The following is a 21,596-nucleotide window of genomic DNA, read 5'->3' as shown; positions in this document are numbered from 1 at the left end:
GACGGCCTCGGTGCACACGACCGACTTGGGGCAGACGTGCCGGAACTTGTACTGCATGCCAATGGACGCACCTGGACGTTGGACGCGTCCCGGAGCTACACCATCGGGCGCGACCAGCAGGCCGACATCTCGTTCATCGACCGCCGGGTCTCCCGGCGGCACCTGATCATCCGTTGTGACGGCGGGACGTGGGTCATCGAGGACCTCGGCAGCGCGAACGGCACGTTCGCCGAAGGGCGTCGTATCCAGCGGATCGAGATCGGCCACGGTTCGATCATCCGGCTGGGAGACGTCTCCACCGGCATGCGGCTGGACTTCACCGGAGCCCCGGCGGCGGTGGGTGACGCTCATGTGCGTGCCGACGCGCAGGTCCGTGCCGACGCCCAGGCCCGTGCTGACGCCCAGGCCCGTGCCGACGCGCAGGTCCGTGCCGACGCTCAGGCCCGTGCCGACCCTCGGATACGCGCGGGGCTGCCCCAGGGCGAGTCCCGTCCCCAGGCGCGGGGTGCCACGGATCGGGGCACCTCGGCGGCGGCCGCCGCCACACCCCCGGTGGTGCCCGGCCCCCGGGCGGGGGAGGCCCCGGGAGCCGCCGCGGGGGCGGCGGCAGTCCACGGCGACGACCTGTTCCGGCCCCTCCCCCACCCCGCCGCGTCCGACCTCACCCGTGCCGCGGCTCCCCGGACTCCCCTGGACACGGGCGACGCCCGGGACACCGACCGGCCCGAAGGATCCGCGGCCGACCCCCGTGGGACCGCCGCGTCCCTTTTCATCGACCGGGACCCCTCGGGCGTCCACCGACTCGACCTGGGCCAACGGCTGCGTATCGGTCGCGCGCCGGAGAACGAACTCGTGGTGGAGGGCCCGTATGTCTCCCGCCACCACGCCGAGTTCCGGCCCCTGCCCGGTGGCCGCTTCGAAATCGTCGACCTCGGCAGTCACAACGGCACCTATGTCAACGGGCAGCCCGTACACCGCCAGGTCATCGGCCCGTACGACATCGTCGGCGTCGGCCACTCCACCTTCCGACTCGCCGGAGACCGGCTGGAGGAGTTCGTCGACACCGGTGAGGTCTCCTTCACCGCCCGCAACCTGACGGTGACCGTCGGGCGCGGTAAGACCATCCTGAACGACGTCTCGTTCGGTGTCCCCGAGAAGTCGCTGGTCGCGGTGATCGGGCCGTCGGGCTCCGGGAAGTCCACCCTGCTGCGCGCGCTCACCGGCTACCGGCCCGCCGACCGTGGTCAGGTGCTCTACGACCACCGCGATCTCTACGCCCAGTTCGCCGAGTTGCGCCGCCGTATCGGCCTGGTCCCGCAGGATGACATCCTGCACAAGGAACTGACCGTCGACACCGCTCTGAAGTACGCCGCCACGCTCCGCTTCCCCGGTGACACCAAGGCGGCCGAGCGCAAGGCCCGTATCGACGAGGTGCTACAGGAGCTCAAACTCGACGTCCACCGGGCCAAGAAGGTCGCCTCACTCTCCGGCGGTCAGCGCAAGCGGGTGTCCGTGGCCCTGGAACTGCTGACCAAGCCCTCCCTGCTCTTCCTCGACGAGCCCACCTCCGGTCTGGACCCGGGCCTGGACCGTGATGTGATGAAGCTGCTGCGGGAGCTCGCCGACGACGGCCGCACCGTGCTGGTGGTGACGCACTCGGTCGCCGAACTGTCCTTGTGTGACCGGGTGTTGGTCATGGCGCCCGACGGCTCCGTGGCGTACTTCGGCCCCCCGGGCGAGGCCCTGGACTACTTCGGTCACGAGAGCTGGGCCGATGTCTTCTCCGCCTTCGAGAACCATCGCGAGGACGACTGGGGCGGGCGCTGGCGGGCCTCCCGGCAGTACGACCGGTGCATCGCGGAGATCGACTCGGCCGTACCGCCGCAGCAGCCGGGCACCCCCGCGACACAGCCGCCCGCACGGGCTCTACAGTCCAAACCACAGGGCTGGATCGGCCAGTTGTGGACGCTGATGTGCCGCTATGTGTCGGTCATCGCCTCCGACAAGGGCTTCATGGCGCTGATGCTGCTGCTCCCCGCCGTGCTGGGCGGAGTGAGCTGTCTGATTCCGGCGAAATACGGCCTCGCCCCGCCACCGCCCAACAGCGGTTTCCGCTACAACCAGGAGTCCGGAACCATTCTGCTGGTGCTGGTCGTCGGCATGTGCTTCTCCGGCGCGGCCAACTCCGTACGTGAATTGATCAAGGAACGGGTGATCTACGAACGGGAGAGAGCCACGGGTCTGTCCCGCTCCGCGTATCTGATGTCAAAGGTGATCGTCCTCGGTCTGATCACCACGATGCAGAGCGTCGTCATCTGCGCGATCGGCTTCTCCGTCCGCCAACTGCCCGCCCAGGGGCTGCTCATGCCCACGGCGGTCGAGGTCTGCGTGGTCATCAGTGCGCTGGGCTTCACCACCATGCTGTTCGGTCTGGTCATCTCCGCGCTCGTGAGGACCCCGGAGAAGACCATGCCGCTGCTCGTGATGTTCGCCGTCGTCCAGGTCGTCTTCACCGGAGTCCTCTTCAAGCTGTTCGACTCGCCGGGCATCGAACAGCTCGGCTGGCTGATGCCCGCCCGCTGGGCGGTCGCCGGTGCCGGGACCACACTCGACCTCGCGCACACCATGCCGCCCTGGAACCTCGACAAGCCGGACGAGCTCGACCCGCTGTGGGCCCACACCGTCGCCCAGTGGGGCATCGACCTGGGTGTGCTCCTGGCGATCGGACTGATCTGCGGCTTCGCGGTGGCCCGCCTGCTGCGCCGGCACGAGCCCGAGATCATGCGGGACTGAGTGGTCGGCTCCGGAAATCCTTCACTCAGCCTTCCGCGACCGCCGACTCGAGCAGGGACAGCCTCCGGTTGTCCGCGTCCACGTGTGCGCGGACGCCGATGGGCAGCGGCAGGTTGGGCGAGGTGTGACCGAAGTCGACCTGGGCGAGGACCGGGATGTCACGCTGCGCCAGGACATTGAGTACCACGTCGCGTAGACCTGCGTGCGCTCCGCCACCCTCGTGGGGCGTGACCTCGGTCGGGATGCCGACCACCATGCCCGCGATCCGGTCCAGCACACCGGACAGCCGCAGGGTATGCAGGTCGTTCCAGATCCGCGAGACCGGCCGCTGCACCTCCTCCCAGAACAACACGGCGCCCTCGAACCGTTCGGGGGCCGGCGCGAACGGTGTCGCCTGGAGGAGGACCAGGCGGTTCAGCAAACCGCCGAACAGTGGTCCCTGCGCGCGGCCCGGCCGCCAGGTTTCCCAAGCCCCCCTCGCCGGCAGCGCGCCCGGCGCCTCGGCCTTGGTCAGCACACGGGTGTAGAGGTCGACGAGCTCGGAGCGACGGGCCTCGTCGCCCAGCGTGTACCAATCGCCGCCGAAACCGTGGGTGGCGATATCGGCGTGGAAGCCGACGAGGCCGGTCTTGGCGTACAACGCCATGTGCAGCAGCGAGATATCGCTGTAGCCGAGGATCGGTTTCGGGTCGGCCCGGATCGCGTCCAGATCGATCAAATCGAGATAGCCGATGGTCGCCTGTCCACCGGTATGCGCGACGATGGCCCGCACCTCCGGGTCCCGGAGCAAAGCATTGAGTTCATCGGCCTGCTCCGCCGGAGTGCCCGATGCCCACCAGCGATTCCGCGCCGGGTCGACCATCGGGCTGACCCGCACGCGGAAACCCATCCGCTCGAGTATCGCCACACCGCGGGCGAGCAGTGGTTCCTCACCCGGCTCGAGCTGGCCCGAGGGCGCGGTGACGACCACGAGGTCGCCGGAACGTAGCGCGCGGGGCCGAAGGACCGCAGGCATGGGGTCTCCTCCTTGTTGATCAATACTGGCGAGCAACAAGGACCGTGCCGACGATATTCCGCTTGTTACGGCTGTTGGCTTCTGAACAGCACGGTGCCCAGCACACGCTCCGCCGGGAAGTACCCAGCTTGCCGCGAGTCGTAGCTCACCGAGGGGTTGTCACCGAGAAGGACGAGCTTGCCGGACGGAACGGTGCCTCCAGGCGTCCGCTCATGAGGGGCCACTCCCCCCTGCGGCACCGGGTCGCCGGGCATGGCGGCTATCCGCTTGATGAACCAACGCAGCTTCGCCCCTTGCGCCGGCCCGATGTCCCGGTGGAAAGGGCGCCGGGTCCACCGCTCCCTCTTCACCATCCGCTCCACCACGACCACCCGCCCCGCGGCGAGCCGCCCGCCGCGCGCGCAGATCCACGCCGTCCCAGAGGATGGCACCCCGGGTGGGGTCGTAGAATCTGCAGATCAGTTTGACCAGGGTGGACTTTCCGGAACCGTTCAGTCCGACAAGGGCCAGCGCCTTCCCGTGAGGAATCGAGAGGTTGACGCCCGCCAGGACCCAGGGGTGTTCCTCGGAGTAACGGAACCACACGTCCCGGAACTCGATTCCTCGCCGTAGGGCGGGCAGCGGTCGAGGTGAGGCGGCCACCGGCAGATCGGCTCCCGCAGTGATCACCGCACGGTAGTGGTCGAACATCATCAGCGCATGGTGTGAACTGGACAGATGTCCCGCGACGGCGACGAGGGAACTCTGCACTCCGGCCACCGCCGCGATAAAGATCGTGATGTCACCGAGCGAGAGGTGTCCCGAACGGGCCGAGATGACCGCCCAGATCAGACCACCACCGGAGACGAGCGCGGCGAACAGGGCGAGGCCCGACTGGACGAGGGCCTCGCGCCGGTCCAGGTTCCGTCTCGCGGAGTTCGTGGCGCGTCGGTCGGCGAGCATTCTTCCCTGCAGAAATGCGCCAATCCCGTAAAGGCGCACCTCCTTGGCCGCTTCGACACTGGACGCCGCAGCTGTCGTAGTGCCAGGCGGTGGTCCCGTCGTGGCACTCGAGCCGGATCTGCCCATACGTGCCGTCAGGACAGCCGGTCCCCCGCACGCAGCGGTAGCAGTCTTCGCACGCCTGGCTGGCTGCCGAGGCCTCCAGCTGCGGTACCAGGCGGTCGAGGAGTTTGCTTCCGAGTTTCTCGAGCTGCTTTCGCATGTCACGCTCCCGGTTCCGGTGAGAATTGTCGGTCCGCGCAGGATTGTTGGCGATTCGCGCAGGCACTGTGCGGCAGTTGGGCGGCGGTGTTCCAGGGCAGACGGCCTGAAGCCGGGGCAGATATCATTGCCTGCGGTCGACCCAGATGTGGGTCAAGGTTCCGCTGGCGCACGAGGCTGTGACGAATCCCGGGAAGTTATCCCATTCCGTCCACCTGTAGTTACCGCTACAGATCCAACCGACCCGCCAGGTACTGCTTCCAGTGACGTTGTCGCAGCCTCCCTGCCCCGTCGCGCTGTCGGCCTTATCCGCCCAGCACCCGCTCACCGCTGCCTGAGAGTTGGGGGCGGCGGTCAGCAGCAGAAGCCCGCCCAATGTCATGCTGCCGGCAAATGCGCCAAGACGTTTCAACACTGTTTTCTCCCTGCTGGTTCCTGGTACGCAGCTTGTGATTGCCATGTCGTTCTTGTCGAAGAGAACTGCGAGCAATTCGGCTCAGGGACCAGCCGGTCCTCAGGCCGCTGCCAAGGGATGCTGCCATGGTGGGCCTGGGGGGAGGCTGAAGGTTGCTGAGGTTCCTTCTGGTCTGATTCAGCGAGAGTGCGGGATGCTGTGGGGATGCGGATTCTCGTGGTGGAAGACGATCGACGTCTGGCCGGCTTACTCAGACGGGGGCTGACCGGTGAGGGCTTTGCGGTCGACTTGGCTTATGAGGGGCCTCGCGGTCTGGAGCTGGCGATGGAGAACGCCTATGACGCCGCCGTTGTCGATGTGATGCTGCCCGGGCTGAACGGCTTCCGACTGTGCGCTCGGCTGCGCGAGGCGGATGTGTGGACGCCGGTGCTGATGCTCACCGCGAAGGACGGTGAGTACGACGAAGCTGAAGGGCTGGACACCGGTGCGGACGACTACGTCACCAAGCCCTTTTCCTTCGTGGCGCTGACCGCCCGGCTGAGGGCTCTGATCCGTCGTGGCCAGCGCGAACGCCCGGCGGCTTTCGAGGTCGGGGACTTACATATCGATCCGGCCGCACGACGCTGCCGCCGCGGGGAGGCGGTGCTGGCACTGACGGCCAGGGAGTTCTCGGTACTGGAGTACCTCGCCCGCCGCCGTGGCGAGGTAGTCGCCAAGACCGAGGTCCTGGAACACGTCTGGGACAACGACTTCGACGGCGACATCAACATCGTCGAGGTTTACATCAGTGCGCTGCGCCGCAAGATCGATACTCCGTTCGGCGTGCACACCATTCAGACAGTGCGCGGGTGCGGCTACCGTCTCGATGCCGGTCCCGCTTCCGCATGACCGCCCGCGGGAGAACCCGCCGTATCATCCGGAGAACGCTGCGGCCGTCTACCATCCGGGTCCGGGCCGCTCTGCTCGTCGCTCTCCTGGTGGCCGTGCCTCTGACCGGAATCGCGGCCGTTGCCGCTGTGGCGGTACGGACAAGCCTCTTGCGCCAAGCTGCCCCGAAGACCAGGTTCTCAGCCGAAAACCTGGCCCTCGCGCACCACAATTACGATCTCGATCGCGTGCTGAGACCGTGCAACAAGCCTTTTGAGGTGCGGGATGAGGCGAGTGTGCCGGGTCGCGCCTACATCTGCCGCTGGGACTCGATGCCGCCGGCTTGGAAGGGGCTCCTGACCGAGCCGAAAGGCGGCGCACTGTCGTTGTGGCCGTTCAACGGAGCCACTGCCTACTGGTTCGCGGTGGCCGATGAATCCGAGATTTTGGGCCGGGCACCGAACTGGGTACTGCTGGCGGAAAATCCACTACAGCGGGAGCAGGAGCGGCTGCGAATGGTTGTGTGGTCGCTGGTAGGAGCGGTCGTTTTCATCACCGCTGTGGCGAGCGCGAGCGCCTGGTACGCGGCCGGGCGGGTGCTGCTGCCGATGGAAGCCATCCGCGCCGAGTTCGCCAAACTCAGCACGCACCACCTCGACCGGCATGTCCCCCTGCCCCGGGCGGACAACGAGATCAGTCGACTGGGCCGCACGCTGAACAAAACCTTGGACCGCCTGTATACGGCGGTCGAGCAGCAGAAACGCTTTGTCGCTGACGCCTCTCATGAACTGCGCACTCCTCTGGCCGCACTCCGCACCGAGCTCGAACTCGCCCTCGCCCAACCGGCCACCACCGACTGGCCGCGCACGGTCCGCGACGCACTCGGCGACACCCTCCGATTGCAACGCCTCACCACCGACCTGCTCCTCCTGGCCCGCTTGGACGCCCACACCCACGACATGCGCCCCGCCACCCGCGAATACGTCGACCTCACAGGCCTCGTCCGCGAAGAGGTGGCTCGCCGTCACCCGCCACCCGATCTTGCTGTGAACCTGCACCTCAGCAATGCCTCCGCACACGCTCCCATCCTTGTGCGTGGTCACCGGGTGCTGCTCGCACGAGTACTGGGCAACCTCCTCGACAACGCCGAGCGCCACGCCACCAGCACCATCACCGTCCGCCTCACCCATCACCCCGACCGGCAACAAGCCATACTCGAGGTCTGCGATGACGGCCCCGGCATCCCGCTGGAGCACCATGCCCGCGTCTTCGAACGCTTCACCCGCCTCGACGACGCCCGCGCCAAAGACAGCGGCGGCGCCGGTCTCGGCCTGGCCCTCGCCCATCACATCACCACCCTCCACCAGGGCACCCTCCACATCACGGAGAGCACCCACGGCGCACATCTGACCGCATGCCTCCCCACCCACACCGTGACACCCGAGGTCCCTGGACCGCCGTCACCGTGAGACGTCCGACAGCGACATCGCCGCCACCACGACGGTGAGCAGCCCCACGTACGCCCAGGCGTAGATCCGGTCGGGGATGCGAGGTGGGCGTCGCCGCAGCACTCCGATGACCGGCAGGGCACCGGCGAGCAGGGCTGCGGCGGCACCGGGGTCGACGAGGCCCACCAGGTGGACGTGCGCACCGGCGGAGGCCGGGAGCGCGGTGCCGGCGAGCGAGACCGCGGTGGCCGGGAGCGCGATGGCCAAGGTCAGAGGGTTGGCCAGCGCGCTCGCCACGTGCATCGTGTGCCCGGCGCGCCTCATCGCGGGGACGGTCATGACGCTGCCCCCGACACCGAGGAAGGCCGCGACCGCGCCGATGGGGGCGCCGAGTACGGCCGGCAGCGGCCTCGGTCCGTCCGCCGGCTCCTCGATGGGTGCGCGGGGGCGCAGGAAGCCGGGGCGCAGCAGCAGGTCGACGATGGTGATGGCCACATACGCGACGAACGACCAGAGGACCAGCGCCGGTGGGGCGAGGCGGGTGGCGAGCGCACCGGCCGTAGCACCGGCCGCCAGCAGGAGGAGCAGCCCCGTGCTGCGGCGGAGGGCGCCGAGCACGCGCCGGGGTGTGACGGCCGTGGCGAACGCCGCGTTCACCACCATCACCAGGGCCGAGGTGCCCGTCGCCACCCGCATCGCGTCCGCGCCGAGCGCGGCGTCCGCCCACACCACCGCCGGGACCGCGGCGAACCCGCCGCCGAACCCGAACAGCACCGTCGTCACTCCGGTGAGGAGCCCGATCCCGATCAACATCGCAACGTCCACGGGACCACCCCATCAGGGCCGCCACCCTTCCCGCATGCGAAGACCGGCACAGTTCCTTCGCGTCTCGGCCAGTACGGTGGCAGGGTGAGAAACGCCTCCCTGGACGCCGTCGACCACGTCAATCGGGTCGTCCTGCCGATCGGCACCGACTACCCGCCGGGACACGTACTGGACTGGCACGAGCATCGCCGGGCACAGTTCCTCTACGGCGCCACCGGGGTCATGGTCGTCGACACCGGCGCCGGGACGTGGACCGTCCCGCCCGAGCGTGCCGTCCTGATTCCGGCCGCCACTCAGCATCGGGTCCGGATGCTGGGGGTGAGCACCCGGAGCCTGTACATCGAGCCGGACGCCGTTCCCTGGTGGCCCGCCACCTGCACGGTCGTGGACGTACCACCGCTGCTGCGCGAACTCCTCGTGAGCGCCGTCGAGTTCGAGGCCGACTACAGCCTGTCGGGGCGGGAGGGGTGCATCGCGGCGCTTCTGCTGCACGAGATCGCCGAGCGCACCCCGCTCCCCTTCCACGTCGCGATGCCGCCCTCCACCGACCTGGCGGAACTGTGCCGGGAGTATCTGGCCGCGCCGGACCTCGGCATCACCAACGCGGTCTGGGCCGACCGGACGGCCCGGAGTGAACGGGCCTTCACCCGGCGCTTCCGCGCGGAGACCGGGGACAGCCCCGCCGCCTGGCGGGCCCGCGCCCGCCTGCTCGCGGCCGTCCCGCTGCTGCGCACCGCTTCCGTCACCGAGGCCGCCGGCCGCCTCGGCTACGCCTCCCCCGCCGCCTTCACCACCGCCTTCACCCGCGCCTTCGGCCTGCCGCCGTCCCGCTTCACCGCCGGAGGCCAAGGCAGTACCGCCGGTGGCCAAGGCAGTACCGCCGGAAGCCAAGGCAGTTGCCCCAGCCGCGCCGGACGCGCCTGACGACGCGCCCGGACTCGGCCTCCTGGTTGCCCGGTTCGTCAGGGCCGACGAAGGAGCCTGAGGCGGCAACGGCATCCATGGCACCCCACGAGGAGCGTCCAGCATGAGCACACTCGACATCCTGTCCGAGGACGAGCGGTTCATCGTCAGCACCGTGCACGACTTCGTCGACAGGGAAGTGAAGCCCGTCGTCCAGGAGCTGGAGCACGCCAACACCTACCCCGAAGCCCTTATCGAGCAGATGAAACAGCTCGGAATCTTCGGACTCGCCGTCCCGGAGGAGTACGGCGGTACCCCGGTCTCCACCCCCTGTTATGTGCTGATCACCGAAGAGCTGGCCCGTGGCTGGATGAGCCTGGCGGGCGCGATGGGAGGGCACACGGTCGTCGCCAAGCTGCTGCTGCGCTTCGGCACGGAGGAGCAGAAGCGGCGTTATCTGCCGAGGATGGCCACCGGAGAGATCCGGTCGACGATGGCGCTGACCGAGCCGGGCGGCGGCTCCGACCTCCAGGCGATGCGCACCGTCGCCCGGAGGGACGCGGACGGCTATCTGGTGAACGGCGCGAAGACGTGGATCACCAACTCCCGCCGCTCGCAGCTCATCGCCCTGCTGTGCAAGACCGACCAGGACGCGCGCCCCGCGCACACCGGCATCTCCATCCTGCTCGTCGAGCACGGCCCCGGGCTGACCGTCTCGCGTGACCTGCCCAAGCTCGGCTACAAGGGCGTGGAGAGCTGCGAGCTGTCCTTCGAGGACTACCGCGCGCCCGCCGACGCACTGCTCGGAGGCGTGGCGGGCAAGGGCTTCGCGCACATGATGAAGGGCCTGGAGACCGGCCGCCTCCAGGTTGCCGCCCGCGCCCTCGGCGTGGGCCGGGCGGCGCTCGAGGACGCGCTCGCCTACGCACAGGAGCGCGAGTCGTTCGGCAAGCCGATCTGGCAGCACCAGTCCATCGGCAACTACCTCGCCGACATGGCGACCTCACTGACCGCGGCGCGCCAGCTGACCCTCTACGCGGCCCGGGAGGCGGACGCCGGACGCCGGGTGGACATGGAGGCCGGCATGGCGAAACTCTTCGCCTCCGAGACCGCGATGCAGATCGCCCTGAACGCCGTTCGCATCCACGGCGGTTACGGCTACTCGACCGAGTTCGACGTCGAGCGCTACTTCCGTGACGCCCCGCTGATGATCGTCGGCGAGGGCACCAACGAGATCCAGCGCGATGTCATCGCGAGCCAGCTGGTCAGGCGCGGAGGTCTGGACGCATGAGGATCGTTGTCACCGTGCGGTACGCGGCAGGCGGATCGTGAACTCCGAGCCCCCGCCCACCGTGCTCCTCACCGTCACCGTCCCGCCGTGCGCTTCCACCAGCGTGCGCACGATGGACAGACCCAGGCCACTGCCCCCCGTCAGGGAGCGGCACCGACCCAGCGGTGATAGGCGTCCGCGTCGACATTGCTGCCGCACACGATGGTGACCACGTGCCGGCCGGCGAAACGGGCACGGTCTTCGAGGATCGCCGCGATGCCGAGCGCGGCCGATGGTTCGACGACGAGGCCGGCGTCGTGGAGGAGTATCCGCATACCGGCGGTGATCGACGATTCCTGGACCAGGACGGCGTCGTCGGCGACCAGGAGGAGGTCGTCCAGGACGGCCGGGATGGGACGCCGGCCGGCGACGCCGTCGGCGATGGTGTTGGTCGAATCGGTGGTGACGACGCGCCGTTGGTGCCATGAGCGTGTCATCGCCGGTGCGCCCAGCGGCTGGACGCAGATCACCTCGACCTCGGGCGCCAAGGCCTTCATCACATGGCCCACGCCGGTGGCCAGTGCCCCGCCGCCGAGAGCGATCAGGACGGTGTCGAAGGCCGGTACGGGGTCCACCAGTTCCAGGCCGATGGTCGCCGCGCCCTCGCAGGTCTCGATGTCCAGGCTGTCTTCGACAAGCCGGATGCCGTCATACCGGGCGATGGCCGCCGCCCGCTCACGAGCCGGCTCGTGGTCGCCGTCCACCAGTTCCAGCCTGGCGCCCAGTGCGCGGATGCGATCAAGCTTGGCCACCGTCGCGAAGCGGGACGCCACGACGGTGACGTCGAGCCCCCGGCCGCGACCGGACCAGGCGAGGGCTTGGCCGAGATTGCCCGCACTGGCGCACACCACGGCCCGCGGGCCATGATCGGCGAGCAGGCTCGCGATGACCTCGGTGCCGCGGGCCTTGAAGCTGCGTACCGGGTTGGCCGTTTCGAGCTTGATGCTCACCGCGCACCCGAGGCGGGGCTCCAGTGCCTCGCAGCGGTAGAGCGGAGTGTCGAGGAAAATCGGGTCGATTACCCGGCGAGCTGCCCGGATCCGAGTGGTGTCGAGACGCGTCTCCTGCACGGCACAGCAGCGTAGCGCGGTCGGCGCTGTTCCCTTGAGTCGCGCGGCAGGTCGGCCCACGGCTCGGGCCGACTCGCGCAGGCCCCCGGCCAGGGCCTGTCCGGTGGATCGGATACGGCCGGGCAGGCCCGGGGCCGGAAGGACTCAGCGATCCCGGCCGCACGGGTATCCGCGCCGCAGAGCGGACCGCGACCTGGCCGGCACCGGCACGGGCGCCCACCGGCCGCGGTGGGCGCGGGGCGGCGGCGGACCGTACGGCGACTGCCAGGCCGGCCGCTCGCTCGCGTCGACGCGGAAGGCGCCCTTCACCCGGAAGCGCCCGGAGGCGCACCTGTGGCAACGGCGGAGAACGATCGGCAGGCAGGTGGGCACGAACGCCCAGTTCATGGACATGGAGATACACCGGTTCCAGTGAGAAGACCGCAGCGAAAGGGAGCACGGCGCAGCAGCGCGCCGTGCGACGGATCAGCGCTTGGGGGTCTCACTTGGTGTACATCGGCACGTCCTTGACCGGGTGACTGCGGGCGGGAGCACGCTAACGGCACATCGGAGTGCGGCTCCACTGCTTTTCGGGCGACCGCGGCTCAGACGAGTGCGGCCACCCGCTCGGAGGGCTTGTTGCGCCGCCAGCCCACGGCGAGGTAGGCGAGCATCCCGATGGGCGGGATGGCGCAGACGGTCCAGCTGATGGCCAGGGGCGGGCCCGGCTGGTCGAGCACGGTGACGTTCCGCAGGGTGCCGCGGCCGTGGCCGGCTCGGCCGTCGATGTCGAAGGTGAAGCTCCAGGTGCCGGGCTCCGGCAGGGCCCGGACGTCCAGGCCCCAGACATCCCGTTTGCGGGGGTGCCTGCTCAGCGGGGTCTCCCGGTCCTCGGCGTCGAGGCCGGGCCCGTCGATGGTGAGCCTGCCCGACTTTCCCGCGATGCCGTCGGCCGGCGCGAACGTGAAGTCGAGTGACTGCATGGCCCGCAGGGGCCACTCGGAGAACCCGACGGTGACCGTGTAGGGCCCTGCCTGTACCCGCTCGGTATGGACGACGCCGACCGGGGCGTACGCCGCGGCCGGTGCGGTCGACACCGTCACCAGCGCGAATGCGGCGGCCGCGGCCAGTACCAGTCGGCGTACGCGGTCTCGCACACGCCCGGATGCGAGGGCCGCCGCGAGGAGGAGTGGTGAACGTGAGGAGTGCATGGGTCATCGGCCCTTCGTGACTGATGCGTTCGTGGCTGATGCGTTCGTGACCGATGCGTTCGTGACCGATGCGCTCGTGACCGATGCGGTGGAGTGGTCGCGCAGCAGGACCGCGAGTCGGGCGGCGAGGTAGCCCGCGAGGACGCCCGTCACCAGACCGGCGGCCGTCATCTTCAGCAGTTCGGCCGAGGTCGGGCCGGAATCGCCGAACAGGGCGCTCTGGACGGGGAAGGAGAGGCCGATCACGGCTCCGCCTCCGGCGCCCATGATCTGCGGCGCGATGCGGCCCGACCAGCCCCGCCTCCTGCTCAGCCACATCAGCGCTGTGCCGGCCGCTGCCGCGACGAGCATGAACACCGGGATCCCGGAGGGCAGTTCGGGCGGATCGTCGCCGAGGTTGTCACGCAGCGGCAGACCGGTCGCGTCGGCGTAGACCCGGGCTGCCCAGGGCGAGAACCACCACAGGACGAGTTGCAGGGCGCCGAGGGTCGCGGCGATCGTCAGTGCGGTGGTCCGCCGGCCGATGGTGAGCGTCCCCAGGATCAGCAGGAGGGTGGAGAACAGGATGGTCCCGACGAGCTCGGGGTCCACCGGCAGGGGCAGTGCGCCGAACGCCTTCGTCGTGATGGGGCTGAAGACGATGAGCACGGGGATGCTGAGGATCACACCCGCCCTGCCCCACCGGGTGTCGCGCGCCGCCGCGAAGACGATGACGCTCCCCACCATGGAGAAGGAGATCGAGACGAGCAGCCCGATGTGGGGCGGGGAGTCCAGCACGGCGTCGAAGCCGTACAGCGAGTGCCACCACAGGTCCAGAAGCCCGAAGAGAAGGAACAGGGCGGCCCCGGTACCGCTGATCAGATAGCCCAGCGGGGCCCGGAAGACCCCGCCGAGGACGCGCACGGGTTTGCCGCCGGGGAACCGGTCCACGGACTGGCCGGCCCGCTGGGCGGCCGTCGCGATCAGGACCATGGCCAGGCTGGCGAGGCCCGCGATGGCGCTGCCGGAGTACAGCATCAGGTGGGAGAGCGTGAAGAACGTGTCCGGGCCGACGTCGACATGCCACTGGATGTCCCAACTGATGCCGAACAGGGACATCATGGTCCCGGCCAGGACGGTGTTGGCGGCGACGGGGCCGGTCCTGCCGTTGCGGGAGACTTTGACGGCGAGGGAGGGCTGAGACGCCCTACTGCCGGTGACGGGTAGCGCTGTGCTCACGGGAATGCCTTTCTCATGACCGTGCGAGAGCGGTTGCTCGCGTTTGTGTGGCCGGTGGTTCAGCCGGAGACCGCTGGTCAGCCGGAGATCGCCAGCGGAAAGTCGAACTGGTCGCTCCGAGTGCCGTAGTCGACGCTGACGTGGAAGGTCCAGCGCCCCGGCATCATCACGTGGACGGCTGTGGAGTAGCTGCCCGGGCCGTGAACCCGGGCGTGTGCCGGGGGCGTCGCGTGTCCGTGCGTGGGCATGACGGCCTGAAGGGTGATGGCGGGCGGACGTCCGCTTCGCCCTCCTCGGCGGGGGGTCAGGCGGATAGCGACGTCCGTGGCGCCGGTGCGGGGCCGGGCCACGGTCAGTGTCACTTCGTCGGTGGCGCTGCCCGCGGTCAGCGAGACCGCGTCGTCCGTCCAGGACGGAAGGAAACCGATGGCCACCAGGGCGAGGGACACCGTCAGCAGCGCGGCGGCGACTCCATACAGAAACCGGACCATGGGGGTGCGGGAGGCGGTGCGGGCGCTCACTTCGCTCCTCCCGCCGGGGACACGTGCAGGAGGTAGGGGATGGTCAGGATGGCACTGTCGCGCTCGGCCTGTATCCACACGCGGTAGTAGCCGGGGCGGGAGAAGGTGTACACGAAGGAGGCGTCCGGCCCGTAGGCGGCCACGGTCTCGTCCGCGGGACTGTCGCCGTTGAGGGGCATCAGCCCGCTCATCGAACTCGCCTCCGCCTCTCCCCCGTCGGCGTGGGTCCCGTGTCGCATGCCCGCCATGTCATGGACCGGGGCACCTCCGGGTGCGGAGTGGCCTCCGGGTGCGGAGCGGCCGCTCATGTCGCCGCCCATGGAGTGCCCGTGAGCCCAGACGGGCGCGTCCTGGGCGGCCTGTCCCATACGGGTGGGGCTGGTCGCGTCCGCCCTGTCGAGCGGGCCGACCACGATCATGTGGCCGACCATGCCGAGCCAGGGCTGAAGCGTCGGTGTGTCGCCGACGCGCGCGGTCAGGGTGGCCGCTTCTCCCGCCGTGGGCGAGGGCACCGTCAGGCGCACCGATACACCGTCGATCGTCCGCGTTCCCGGCCCCCGCGGGGCGAGTTCGGGGCGCGGGGCCGGGGCGCCGCCGCCGCGCGCGGGGCCGTCGGCGACGGTCAGGCCGGTTGCCGAGCGCACCTGCTGGACTCCGCCACCGCGGCGGGCGAACTCCGCGGACACGGCGTAGTGGCCGGCCGCGGGCAGCCGCAGCTGGACCTCGTAGCTGCCGGGCGCGGTGCGTACGGGGTGCAGATGCCAGAGCTCACCGGCCGGCCCGATGACCAGCAGATGCATCAGGGCACCGTCGTGGACGACGAGATCGTCCGCGGGCAGGCCGGTGGAGCCGTCGGTCACGCTCAACCGGAGCGTGCCCCGTTCCGCCACCCTGGCCGTGTACGAACCCAACTCGAGTGAGGCGGGCGGCCGGGAGTAGTCGTTCGTCACCGGCCGGACGACCGAGTAGGGATCGCTGACGTTGTCGTTCGTGGCATCCACCTGCCCGCCCGGCTCGGGCGGCAGAGGCAGGGAGGTGGACAGCAGCGCGGCGGTCACGGCCACCGCGAGCGCGGCGACGACACCTCCCGCCGGCAGCAGCACCCAGCCCCCGCGCCGGGCCCGCACGGCGACGAACAGGGTCACCAGCATGAGCACACCGGCGGTGACGAAACCGCCGAACACGGCGAGTTCCGGCGGAGACGTGACCTGGCCCGGCACCATGAAGGGAATCCGCGCCGTGCGGGATCCGTCATCGACGACGAGCTCCCAGGGCCCGGCTCGATCGATGTCCAGGGCGGCGCTGTAGGACCCGGGCGCGCCGCCGAGCTCGACCGGGGCGCTGCTGGTGGTGGTCCCCGCCGAGGAACCTTCCGCCCGATCCGCCGACGCCCCCGTGGGAACGGTGCCCAGGCGCAGGGTCCCCGCGGCGGTGCCCCGATGGGTGAGCACATCCACATGCAGGGGGCCGGGCAGCCCGGTGACGCGCCGCAGGATGAAGGTCAGGTCGCGGTCGCCGAGCGTTTGCGCGACCTGTAGGTCGCCGCCGGCCGTGGAATCCGCCCGTGCGGGGGATCCCACGGTGACGGACAGGCCCAGGACACAGAGCACGGCTGCCGCCACTCGTGTCACCACTCGCGCCGCGCATGACATGCCAGGGCGATTCCGACCGGCGCATCTGCCGCGAACGGATACGGGGGGTGCGTTGTCGTTCACGCGGCAGACACTAAGAACCGGCCCCACGTGGTGTCGTCACGCACCCGGGGCACATCATGTCCCCCGCACGGGGGACAATGCCTCCCCCAGGCGCGGGAAGGCTTTTCGGTGGCGCTCGTGCACCATAAGTGCATGCCTGGTGCGACCGGCCCCGTACAAGGTGGCGTTCCGACCGCACATTCCGCCTTCCGGCATGCCCGCGGTGCGGGCGTGCCGACATCCTGAGAGAGGGGCCTTGTCCGCTCAGACGTGGGACCCGAGTGGGTCCCTGACCCGGCAATCCCTCATGGTGGCGGGCTTCTGCCTGCTCGCGGATACGCTCAGCTTCTCCTACGAGGGTTCGCAGGTGTATCCCCCCGTGTCCTACTGGTGTCTGCTGGTGGGGATCGCCCTGGTGGACGCGGCACTCGCGAGTTCGGCCCGGCTTTCGGGAGTCGTCGCCCTCGCCCAGGCGGCACTGGCCGTGGCCGGTGCGCTGGTACTGCCCGACGGCAGTCCACTGCCGGACGCGAACGACGCCGGAATGCTCATCGCGGCCTATCGGGCCGGAGCCTGGCTGAACGGCCGACCGGCCGTTCTGGCTCTCCTCTACCTGGCCGCGGGATCCATCGGGGCCAGGACACTCGGCGGCACGACCGATCTCACCGAATGGCGCTCCATTCTGCTGGGCGCGGTGAAAGAGGCCCTCCTCGCCTGGCTGGTCGGCCGCTACACCACCGCCCGGGGCGCTCACATCGCCGAACTGGAACAACGGGCCGTCCGGGAGCGGGAGATGGCCCGGCAAGACCTCGCGAATGCCATCGCCGAGGACCGCAGTGCCATCGCCCGGGACCTCCATGACGTCATCGCCCATCATGTGAGCGCCATCGGTGTGCATGCCGGAGCCGCCCGGCTGGGACTCGCGGCCAAGGAGGCGTCACCGGTGTCGACGGCGCTCGCGGCGGTGGAGACCTCCAGCCGAGCGGCCCTCCTCGACCTGCGCCGGCTGCTGGACTTCCTGCACGACAGCCCCGCCGAAGGCGCACGGCAACCGGGGCTGCGCGACCTCGACCAGCTCATCCAGGCCGTGTCCGCCGCCGGTCTGGAGACGAACGTCAGCGTCCAGGGCGCCCGACAGGAACTGGAGGGGTCCTTGGACATCGCCGTCTACCGTGTGGTGCAGGAGATGCTGACCAACGCCCTGCGCCACGGCGACGGCCACGTGGACATCACCCTGTGCTACGGCACTTCGCGCATCACGGTCACCGCGGTCAACCCGATCGCCGCCTCCGAGCGGCTCGTGGAGGATTCTCCACACCGGGGCCTCGAGGGCATCAGCAGCCGAGTCGGGATGTTCAACGGCTTCGTCTCGTACGGACCCGTACCCGGCGAGGCCGACTGGAAGATATCCGCCACCTTCTCCATGGACGGCACATGAGTCTGCGTATTCTCCTGGCCGACGATCACGCCATGTTCCGCTCGGGACTGAAGGCGGTCCTGAGCACCCAGGACGACCTGTGCTGTGTCGCGGAAGTGGCCGACGGCCAGGCAGCCGTCGAAGAGACCATCAGGCTGACGCCCGACGTCGCCATCCTGGACATCCGCATGCCGCGACTGGACGGACTGCGCGCGGCGGAACGCATCCTCGGCAGGCCGGGCAACACCACGAAAGTCATCGTGCTCACCACCTATGACGACGACAGCTACGTCTACAGCGCCCTCCACATGGGAGTCAGCGGATTCCTCCTGAAGAGCGTCCCTCCCGAGGAGACGATCGCGGCCATCCGCATCGCCGACAGAGGCGATGCCATCATCGATCCCTCGGTCACGCGCCGTCTCATCTCCCGCTTCGCCGGCAGCATCGCGCCGCCCGCGTCCTCCACCGAGCTCGAGCGATTGACGGCCCGGGAGCACGAGGTCCTGATACTCGTGGCCCAGGCGCACAGCAACACGGAAATCGCACGAGCCCTGGGCATCGGTGACGAGACGGTCAAGACACACGTCTCCCGGATCCTGGCGAAGCTGGGTCTGCGCGATCGCACTCAAGCCGTCATTTACGCGGCCGCCCACCAACTCGTGGCACCGCTTCCTCCTCTACCGCTCAGCACTCGTCGACGAGCTTCTTCGCCGCCGCCAGCTTCGGCCCATAGGCCGCGGGATCCGTGGCGTTGAGCGCGGTGAAGATGTCCACGGCCTCCCTCGCCCGCGCGAGCGCCTGGTCCCTTCGGCCGGACTGCCGCAGGTAGGGGATCGTCGGAAACATCAGCCAGTCGCCCAGTCCGCCGCGATACCTCCCGGGGTTCTCGGTGGCGAGTTGGCGGAGCAGGTCGGTGGCCTCCACGGCGCGCTGTGCACCCTGGGCGTGATCGGGCTTGCCCCACAGGGCCTGCGCCACATTGACCAGCGCCCACGCCTTCCACCAGAGAAGCTCATCCGACCCGGGCTGCTCGTGAATCAGCTCGTCGTAGAGGCCGAGCGCCTCCCGCATGCGCTCGATGGCCTCATCGTGGCGGCCACTGCCCATCAGATACGTACCCGCCGGAAACACCAGCCACTGTGCGAGCCCGGTCCGGTAGGTGGGTTTCGTGGTGGCGAGTTGGCGGAGCAGCTCGGTGGCCTCCACGGCGCGCTGTGCACCCTGGGCGTGATCGGGCTTGCCCCACAGGGCCTGCGCCACATTGACCAGCGCCCACGCCTTGCGCCAAAGAAGCTCATCCGACCCGGGCTGTTCATGAATCAGCTCGTCATAGAGGCCGAGCGCCTCCCGCATACGGTCAATGGCCTCGTCGTAGCGGCCACTGCCCATCAGATACGTACCCGCCGGGAACACCAGCCATTGGGCGAGCATCGCACGGTAGCCGGGGTCCAGGGCCACGACCTCGCGGGCGACCGCGATCGCGTCGGCCGCCCGGGCGTTGGCCTCGTCGCGCGCCGGGCCCGGCAAGTTCCACAGGGTTTGGGCCCTCGCCACCAGGGCTCGCGCATCCGCGATCCGGGCCGGCGCGGTCGGCGTGGCCGGGTCGTAGAAACACGTCAGGAGCTCGGGCACCTCGCCGATCTCGCTGCCGAAGTCGACCCGGTAGAGCGATACGCTTCCCTCCGCCACCGACACCGCGGCGACCTCGGAATACGACCACCAGGGCTGTCCGAGCCGCAGCGGCGCCGACCACTGCGGCTGCTGGGGATCCCGGTAGATGGTCTGAACGCGGTTGTCCCGGCCCTGCCAGAACCAGTTGGCCCGCCGATCCCCGGTCACCGCCGGGACGATCGTATAGGGCACGCCCCAATGGGTGAGACGCTGCGGGGTGATCTCGGCCGGGGCGCTCCAGCCGCCGTCGTAGTGGATGTTCCACATGGACCCGAACACGCCCTGCCAGACCACATCGGCCTTTCCGTCGCCGGTGCCCATGGCGTGGATGGACGACGCGAAGTCGTTCCCGGGGAATTCGGCGATCTGCGCGGGTGCGCTCCACACGGGGTGGGCCGCGTGGGAATCGTAGGTGACGCAGTGCAGCGTGCGGTCGTTCATGGTCCACACCGCCAGCACCGCCCCGGGTGACGGACAGGTCACCGTGAGGTTCGAGCCCAGCGAGGTGGCACCCGCCGGGGTCGCCGGCTGTGGTGGCCCCCACGCTCCCCTGGCGTCCTGGAACGCGGCCATCAGCGTGCCGGTGCCGTTGTCCCGCCACACCACGACGACGAAGCCCGGTGTCGCGGCGGCCTCGGCGTACCAGACATCGGTGGTGTCGCCGCTCACCCTGACCGGAGCGTCCAGCCATCCGGTCGGCCGGGTGGGATCGGTGTGGGTGGCGTAGACGCCGCCGTCCTTGCCGCACGTCACCACGGTGATGAGTCCCGGCCCCGAGGCCACGGCGCGCGGCGTGGGTTCCTCCCGCACCGTGTTCTCCGCACTGATGGCCACCGACGGTTTCCAGGCCGGCGCGGCCGCGGTGGCGTCGTAGGAGGTGGTGCGGAGCTGCGCCTTGTCCTTGTCCCGCCACACCAGCACGGTGTGCCCCGGCCGGTCCGACGCCGCGGCCAAGGACACCACGCTGTCCGGCACCTCCACCGGGGTCCAGGGGGACCATCCTGGTGTGCGCGGGTCCTTGGCCCAGTAAGCCACGGTGTCGTGGAAGCCCATGAGTTTGGCGAGCCCCGTCCTGACCCGCATATCGGCGCGCAGCTGATCGGAGTAGCGGGCCCGGGCGTCGTCGTACTCGGCCTGGCCTCCCGGACGCCACCCGACCTCGGTGTGCCCCGTGTCGTAGCCGCTGATGTGGTCCACGCACTGGTGGGCCAGGAAGTAGCTTCCACGGTTGTCAGGACCGCCACCGATATCCGGTTCGATGGCCCGGTCGGCGTTCTGGAACACCCAGTCCAGCCGCGCCGCGTGCCGGCTCAGTTCCTCGCGGGCCAGCCGGTCCTCGCGGTACTGCGGATTGAGCCCGGCGATCACGCCGAACCGGACGGTGAGTACATAGACGTAGGCGATATACGCCAGCCGGTGATCGAATACGCTGTCCGGCGAGTTCGGATCCGGGCGGTAGAAGTAGGAGTCGCCCTCCAGCAGCGTATTCGCCGCCAGCCGGGAGTTGTTGTCCGCGTTGGACCGCAGCAGCGGGTCCTTGCGCCCGCCCACGGCCCAGGAGTTGAGCTCGTCCGTGGCCGTGCGGGCTCGCCCGCACAATCCCTCCAGATCGCGCCGCAGATTCAGGACATACGCCTGCTGCTCGACCCTGACCGCCTGTTTCACGGCCTCCATCACCTCATCGAACCGCCCTTGCAGCGCGACGAAATCCTGGTGCAGCACCTCCAGCCTGGCCAGGATCTCCTCTTCGGGAGTGGGGCTGTGGCTGCCGTGGCTGACGAAGGCGACGATGCCCTGGTATGCCTCGTACGCCTTCTTGCCCGCTTCATAGACCGCCAGTGCGGTGACGATGGGCGTGGCCATATCCGGTGTAACCCCCCTCGGCCCGTGCCCCCCGCGGGCACGCCTGAGCCAAAAGTGAACACCGGGCGGCCATACGCATACTGGAAGAATCCTCGAGCGCTCCCGCCGTGCTCCGCGAGCCCCTTTGGACAGCCGTTCCTCATGGCGCGAGGC

General features: G+C 69.5%; 18 protein-coding genes. 7 read left to right on the top strand and 11 right to left on the bottom strand.

What is annotated here, in order from left to right:
• Positions 1-36 precede the first annotated feature (36 nt).
• Positions 37-2,793: an ABC transporter ATP-binding protein/permease gene (locus KHP12_RS41985; protein WP_211834402.1), complete on the top strand. Its 2,757-nt coding sequence runs from the start codon at positions 37-39 to the stop codon at positions 2,791-2,793.
• Positions 2,794-2,818: 25 nt separating this feature from the next.
• Here the strand turns inward: KHP12_RS41985 and KHP12_RS41980 are convergent, their stop codons facing one another.
• The 3 genes from KHP12_RS41980 to KHP12_RS41975 form a co-directional block, all read right to left on the bottom strand.
• Positions 2,819-3,763, bottom strand: coding sequence for a S66 family peptidase (locus KHP12_RS41980; RefSeq protein ID WP_308036197.1), 945 nt, complete (start codon positions 3,761-3,763; stop codon positions 2,819-2,821).
• A gap of 110 nt (positions 3,764-3,873) precedes the next feature.
• Positions 3,874-4,062: a S26 family signal peptidase gene (locus KHP12_RS51820; protein ID WP_246643267.1), complete on the bottom strand. Its 189-nt coding sequence runs from the start codon at positions 4,060-4,062 to the stop codon at positions 3,874-3,876.
• Positions 4,019-4,750 carry an ATP-binding cassette domain-containing protein gene (locus KHP12_RS41975; RefSeq protein WP_308036196.1) on the bottom strand — a complete coding sequence of 244 codons (732 nt, stop codon included), beginning with the start codon at positions 4,748-4,750 and terminating at the stop codon, positions 4,019-4,021. Before KHP12_RS41975 ends, KHP12_RS51820 begins: the two co-directional genes overlap by 44 nt.
• A gap of 880 nt (positions 4,751-5,630) precedes the next feature.
• Here KHP12_RS41975 and KHP12_RS41970 point away from each other — a divergent pair.
• Positions 5,631-6,314, top strand: coding sequence for a response regulator transcription factor (locus tag KHP12_RS41970; protein ID WP_086880571.1), 684 nt, complete (start codon positions 5,631-5,633; stop codon positions 6,312-6,314).
• 89 nt (positions 6,315-6,403) lie between these two features.
• Positions 6,404-7,762, top strand: a complete 1,359-nt coding sequence (locus KHP12_RS51815; RefSeq protein ID WP_208652897.1) for a sensor histidine kinase — start codon at positions 6,404-6,406, stop codon at positions 7,760-7,762.
• Here KHP12_RS51815 and KHP12_RS41960 read toward each other — a convergent pair.
• Positions 7,754-8,554 (bottom strand): TSUP family transporter, encoded by an 801-nt coding sequence (locus KHP12_RS41960; protein ID WP_246643266.1) that lies wholly within the window; start codon positions 8,552-8,554, stop codon positions 7,754-7,756. The genes KHP12_RS51815 and KHP12_RS41960 overlap by 9 nt on opposite strands.
• A 96-nt stretch (positions 8,555-8,650) precedes the next feature.
• Here KHP12_RS41960 and KHP12_RS41955 point away from each other — a divergent pair, with 96 nt between their 5' ends.
• Together KHP12_RS41955 and KHP12_RS41950 are read left to right on the top strand one after the other, a co-directional pair.
• Positions 8,651-9,490: an AraC family transcriptional regulator gene (locus KHP12_RS41955; RefSeq protein ID WP_211834396.1), complete on the top strand. Its 840-nt coding sequence runs from the start codon at positions 8,651-8,653 to the stop codon at positions 9,488-9,490.
• A gap of 103 nt (positions 9,491-9,593) precedes the next feature.
• The gene (locus KHP12_RS41950; RefSeq protein ID WP_211834395.1) at positions 9,594-10,760 is read left to right on the top strand and encodes an acyl-CoA dehydrogenase family protein; all 1,167 of its coding nucleotides are present in this window, start codon (positions 9,594-9,596) and stop codon (positions 10,758-10,760) included.
• A gap of 9 nt (positions 10,761-10,769) precedes the next feature.
• On the opposite strand, the gene KHP12_RS41945 is transcribed toward KHP12_RS41950, so the two are convergent.
• The 6 genes from KHP12_RS41945 to KHP12_RS41920 form a co-directional block, all read right to left on the bottom strand.
• Entirely contained in the window at positions 10,770-10,859 is a 90-nt protein-coding gene (locus tag KHP12_RS41945; protein ID WP_372455329.1) for a hypothetical protein, read from the bottom strand.
• Between the two features lie 41 nt (positions 10,860-10,900).
• Positions 10,901-11,869, bottom strand: a complete 969-nt coding sequence (locus tag KHP12_RS41940) for a threonine ammonia-lyase (protein ID WP_211834394.1) — start codon at positions 11,867-11,869, stop codon at positions 10,901-10,903.
• Between the two features lie 584 nt (positions 11,870-12,453).
• Positions 12,454-13,005 (bottom strand): hypothetical protein, encoded by a 552-nt coding sequence (locus KHP12_RS41935; protein WP_208652895.1) that lies wholly within the window; start codon positions 13,003-13,005, stop codon positions 12,454-12,456.
• A 57-nt stretch (positions 13,006-13,062) separates the two neighbouring features.
• The gene (locus KHP12_RS41930; RefSeq protein WP_211834389.1) at positions 13,063-14,277 is read right to left on the bottom strand and encodes a hypothetical protein; all 1,215 of its coding nucleotides are present in this window, start codon (positions 14,275-14,277) and stop codon (positions 13,063-13,065) included.
• Positions 14,278-14,354: 77 nt separating this feature from the next.
• A complete protein-coding gene (locus KHP12_RS41925) occupies positions 14,355-14,798 on the bottom strand; it encodes a hypothetical protein (protein ID WP_086880564.1) in 444 nt (147 codons plus the stop codon).
• Positions 14,795-16,420 carry a hypothetical protein gene (locus KHP12_RS41920; RefSeq protein WP_211834388.1) on the bottom strand — a complete coding sequence of 542 codons (1,626 nt, stop codon included), beginning with the start codon at positions 16,418-16,420 and terminating at the stop codon, positions 14,795-14,797. The genes KHP12_RS41925 and KHP12_RS41920 overlap by 4 nt, the downstream gene beginning before the upstream one ends.
• Positions 16,421-16,748: 328 nt before the next feature.
• On the opposite strand from KHP12_RS41920, the gene KHP12_RS41915 reads away from it, so the two are divergent.
• Together KHP12_RS41915 and KHP12_RS41910 are read left to right on the top strand one after the other, a co-directional pair.
• The gene (locus KHP12_RS41915) at positions 16,749-17,930 is read left to right on the top strand and encodes a sensor histidine kinase (protein ID WP_211834386.1); all 1,182 of its coding nucleotides are present in this window, start codon (positions 16,749-16,751) and stop codon (positions 17,928-17,930) included.
• The gene (locus KHP12_RS41910) at positions 17,927-18,664 is read left to right on the top strand and encodes a response regulator (protein WP_086880561.1); all 738 of its coding nucleotides are present in this window, start codon (positions 17,927-17,929) and stop codon (positions 18,662-18,664) included. Before KHP12_RS41915 ends, KHP12_RS41910 begins: the two co-directional genes overlap by 4 nt.
• Here the strand turns inward: KHP12_RS41910 and KHP12_RS41905 are convergent.
• Positions 18,594-21,443 (bottom strand): tetratricopeptide repeat-containing protein, encoded by a 2,850-nt coding sequence (locus KHP12_RS41905; protein WP_211834385.1) that lies wholly within the window; start codon positions 21,441-21,443, stop codon positions 18,594-18,596. The two genes, KHP12_RS41910 and KHP12_RS41905, sit on opposite strands and share 71 nt — an antisense overlap.
• Between the last annotated feature and the right edge of the window lie 153 nt (positions 21,444-21,596).

It is taken from the genome of Streptomyces asiaticus (genome assembly GCF_018138715.1).
GTDB lineage: Bacteria > Actinomycetota > Actinomycetes > Streptomycetales > Streptomycetaceae > Streptomyces > Streptomyces asiaticus.
Note: the sequence above shows the minus strand (reverse complement) of the source record. Positions and strands in the feature narration are given on the sequence as shown.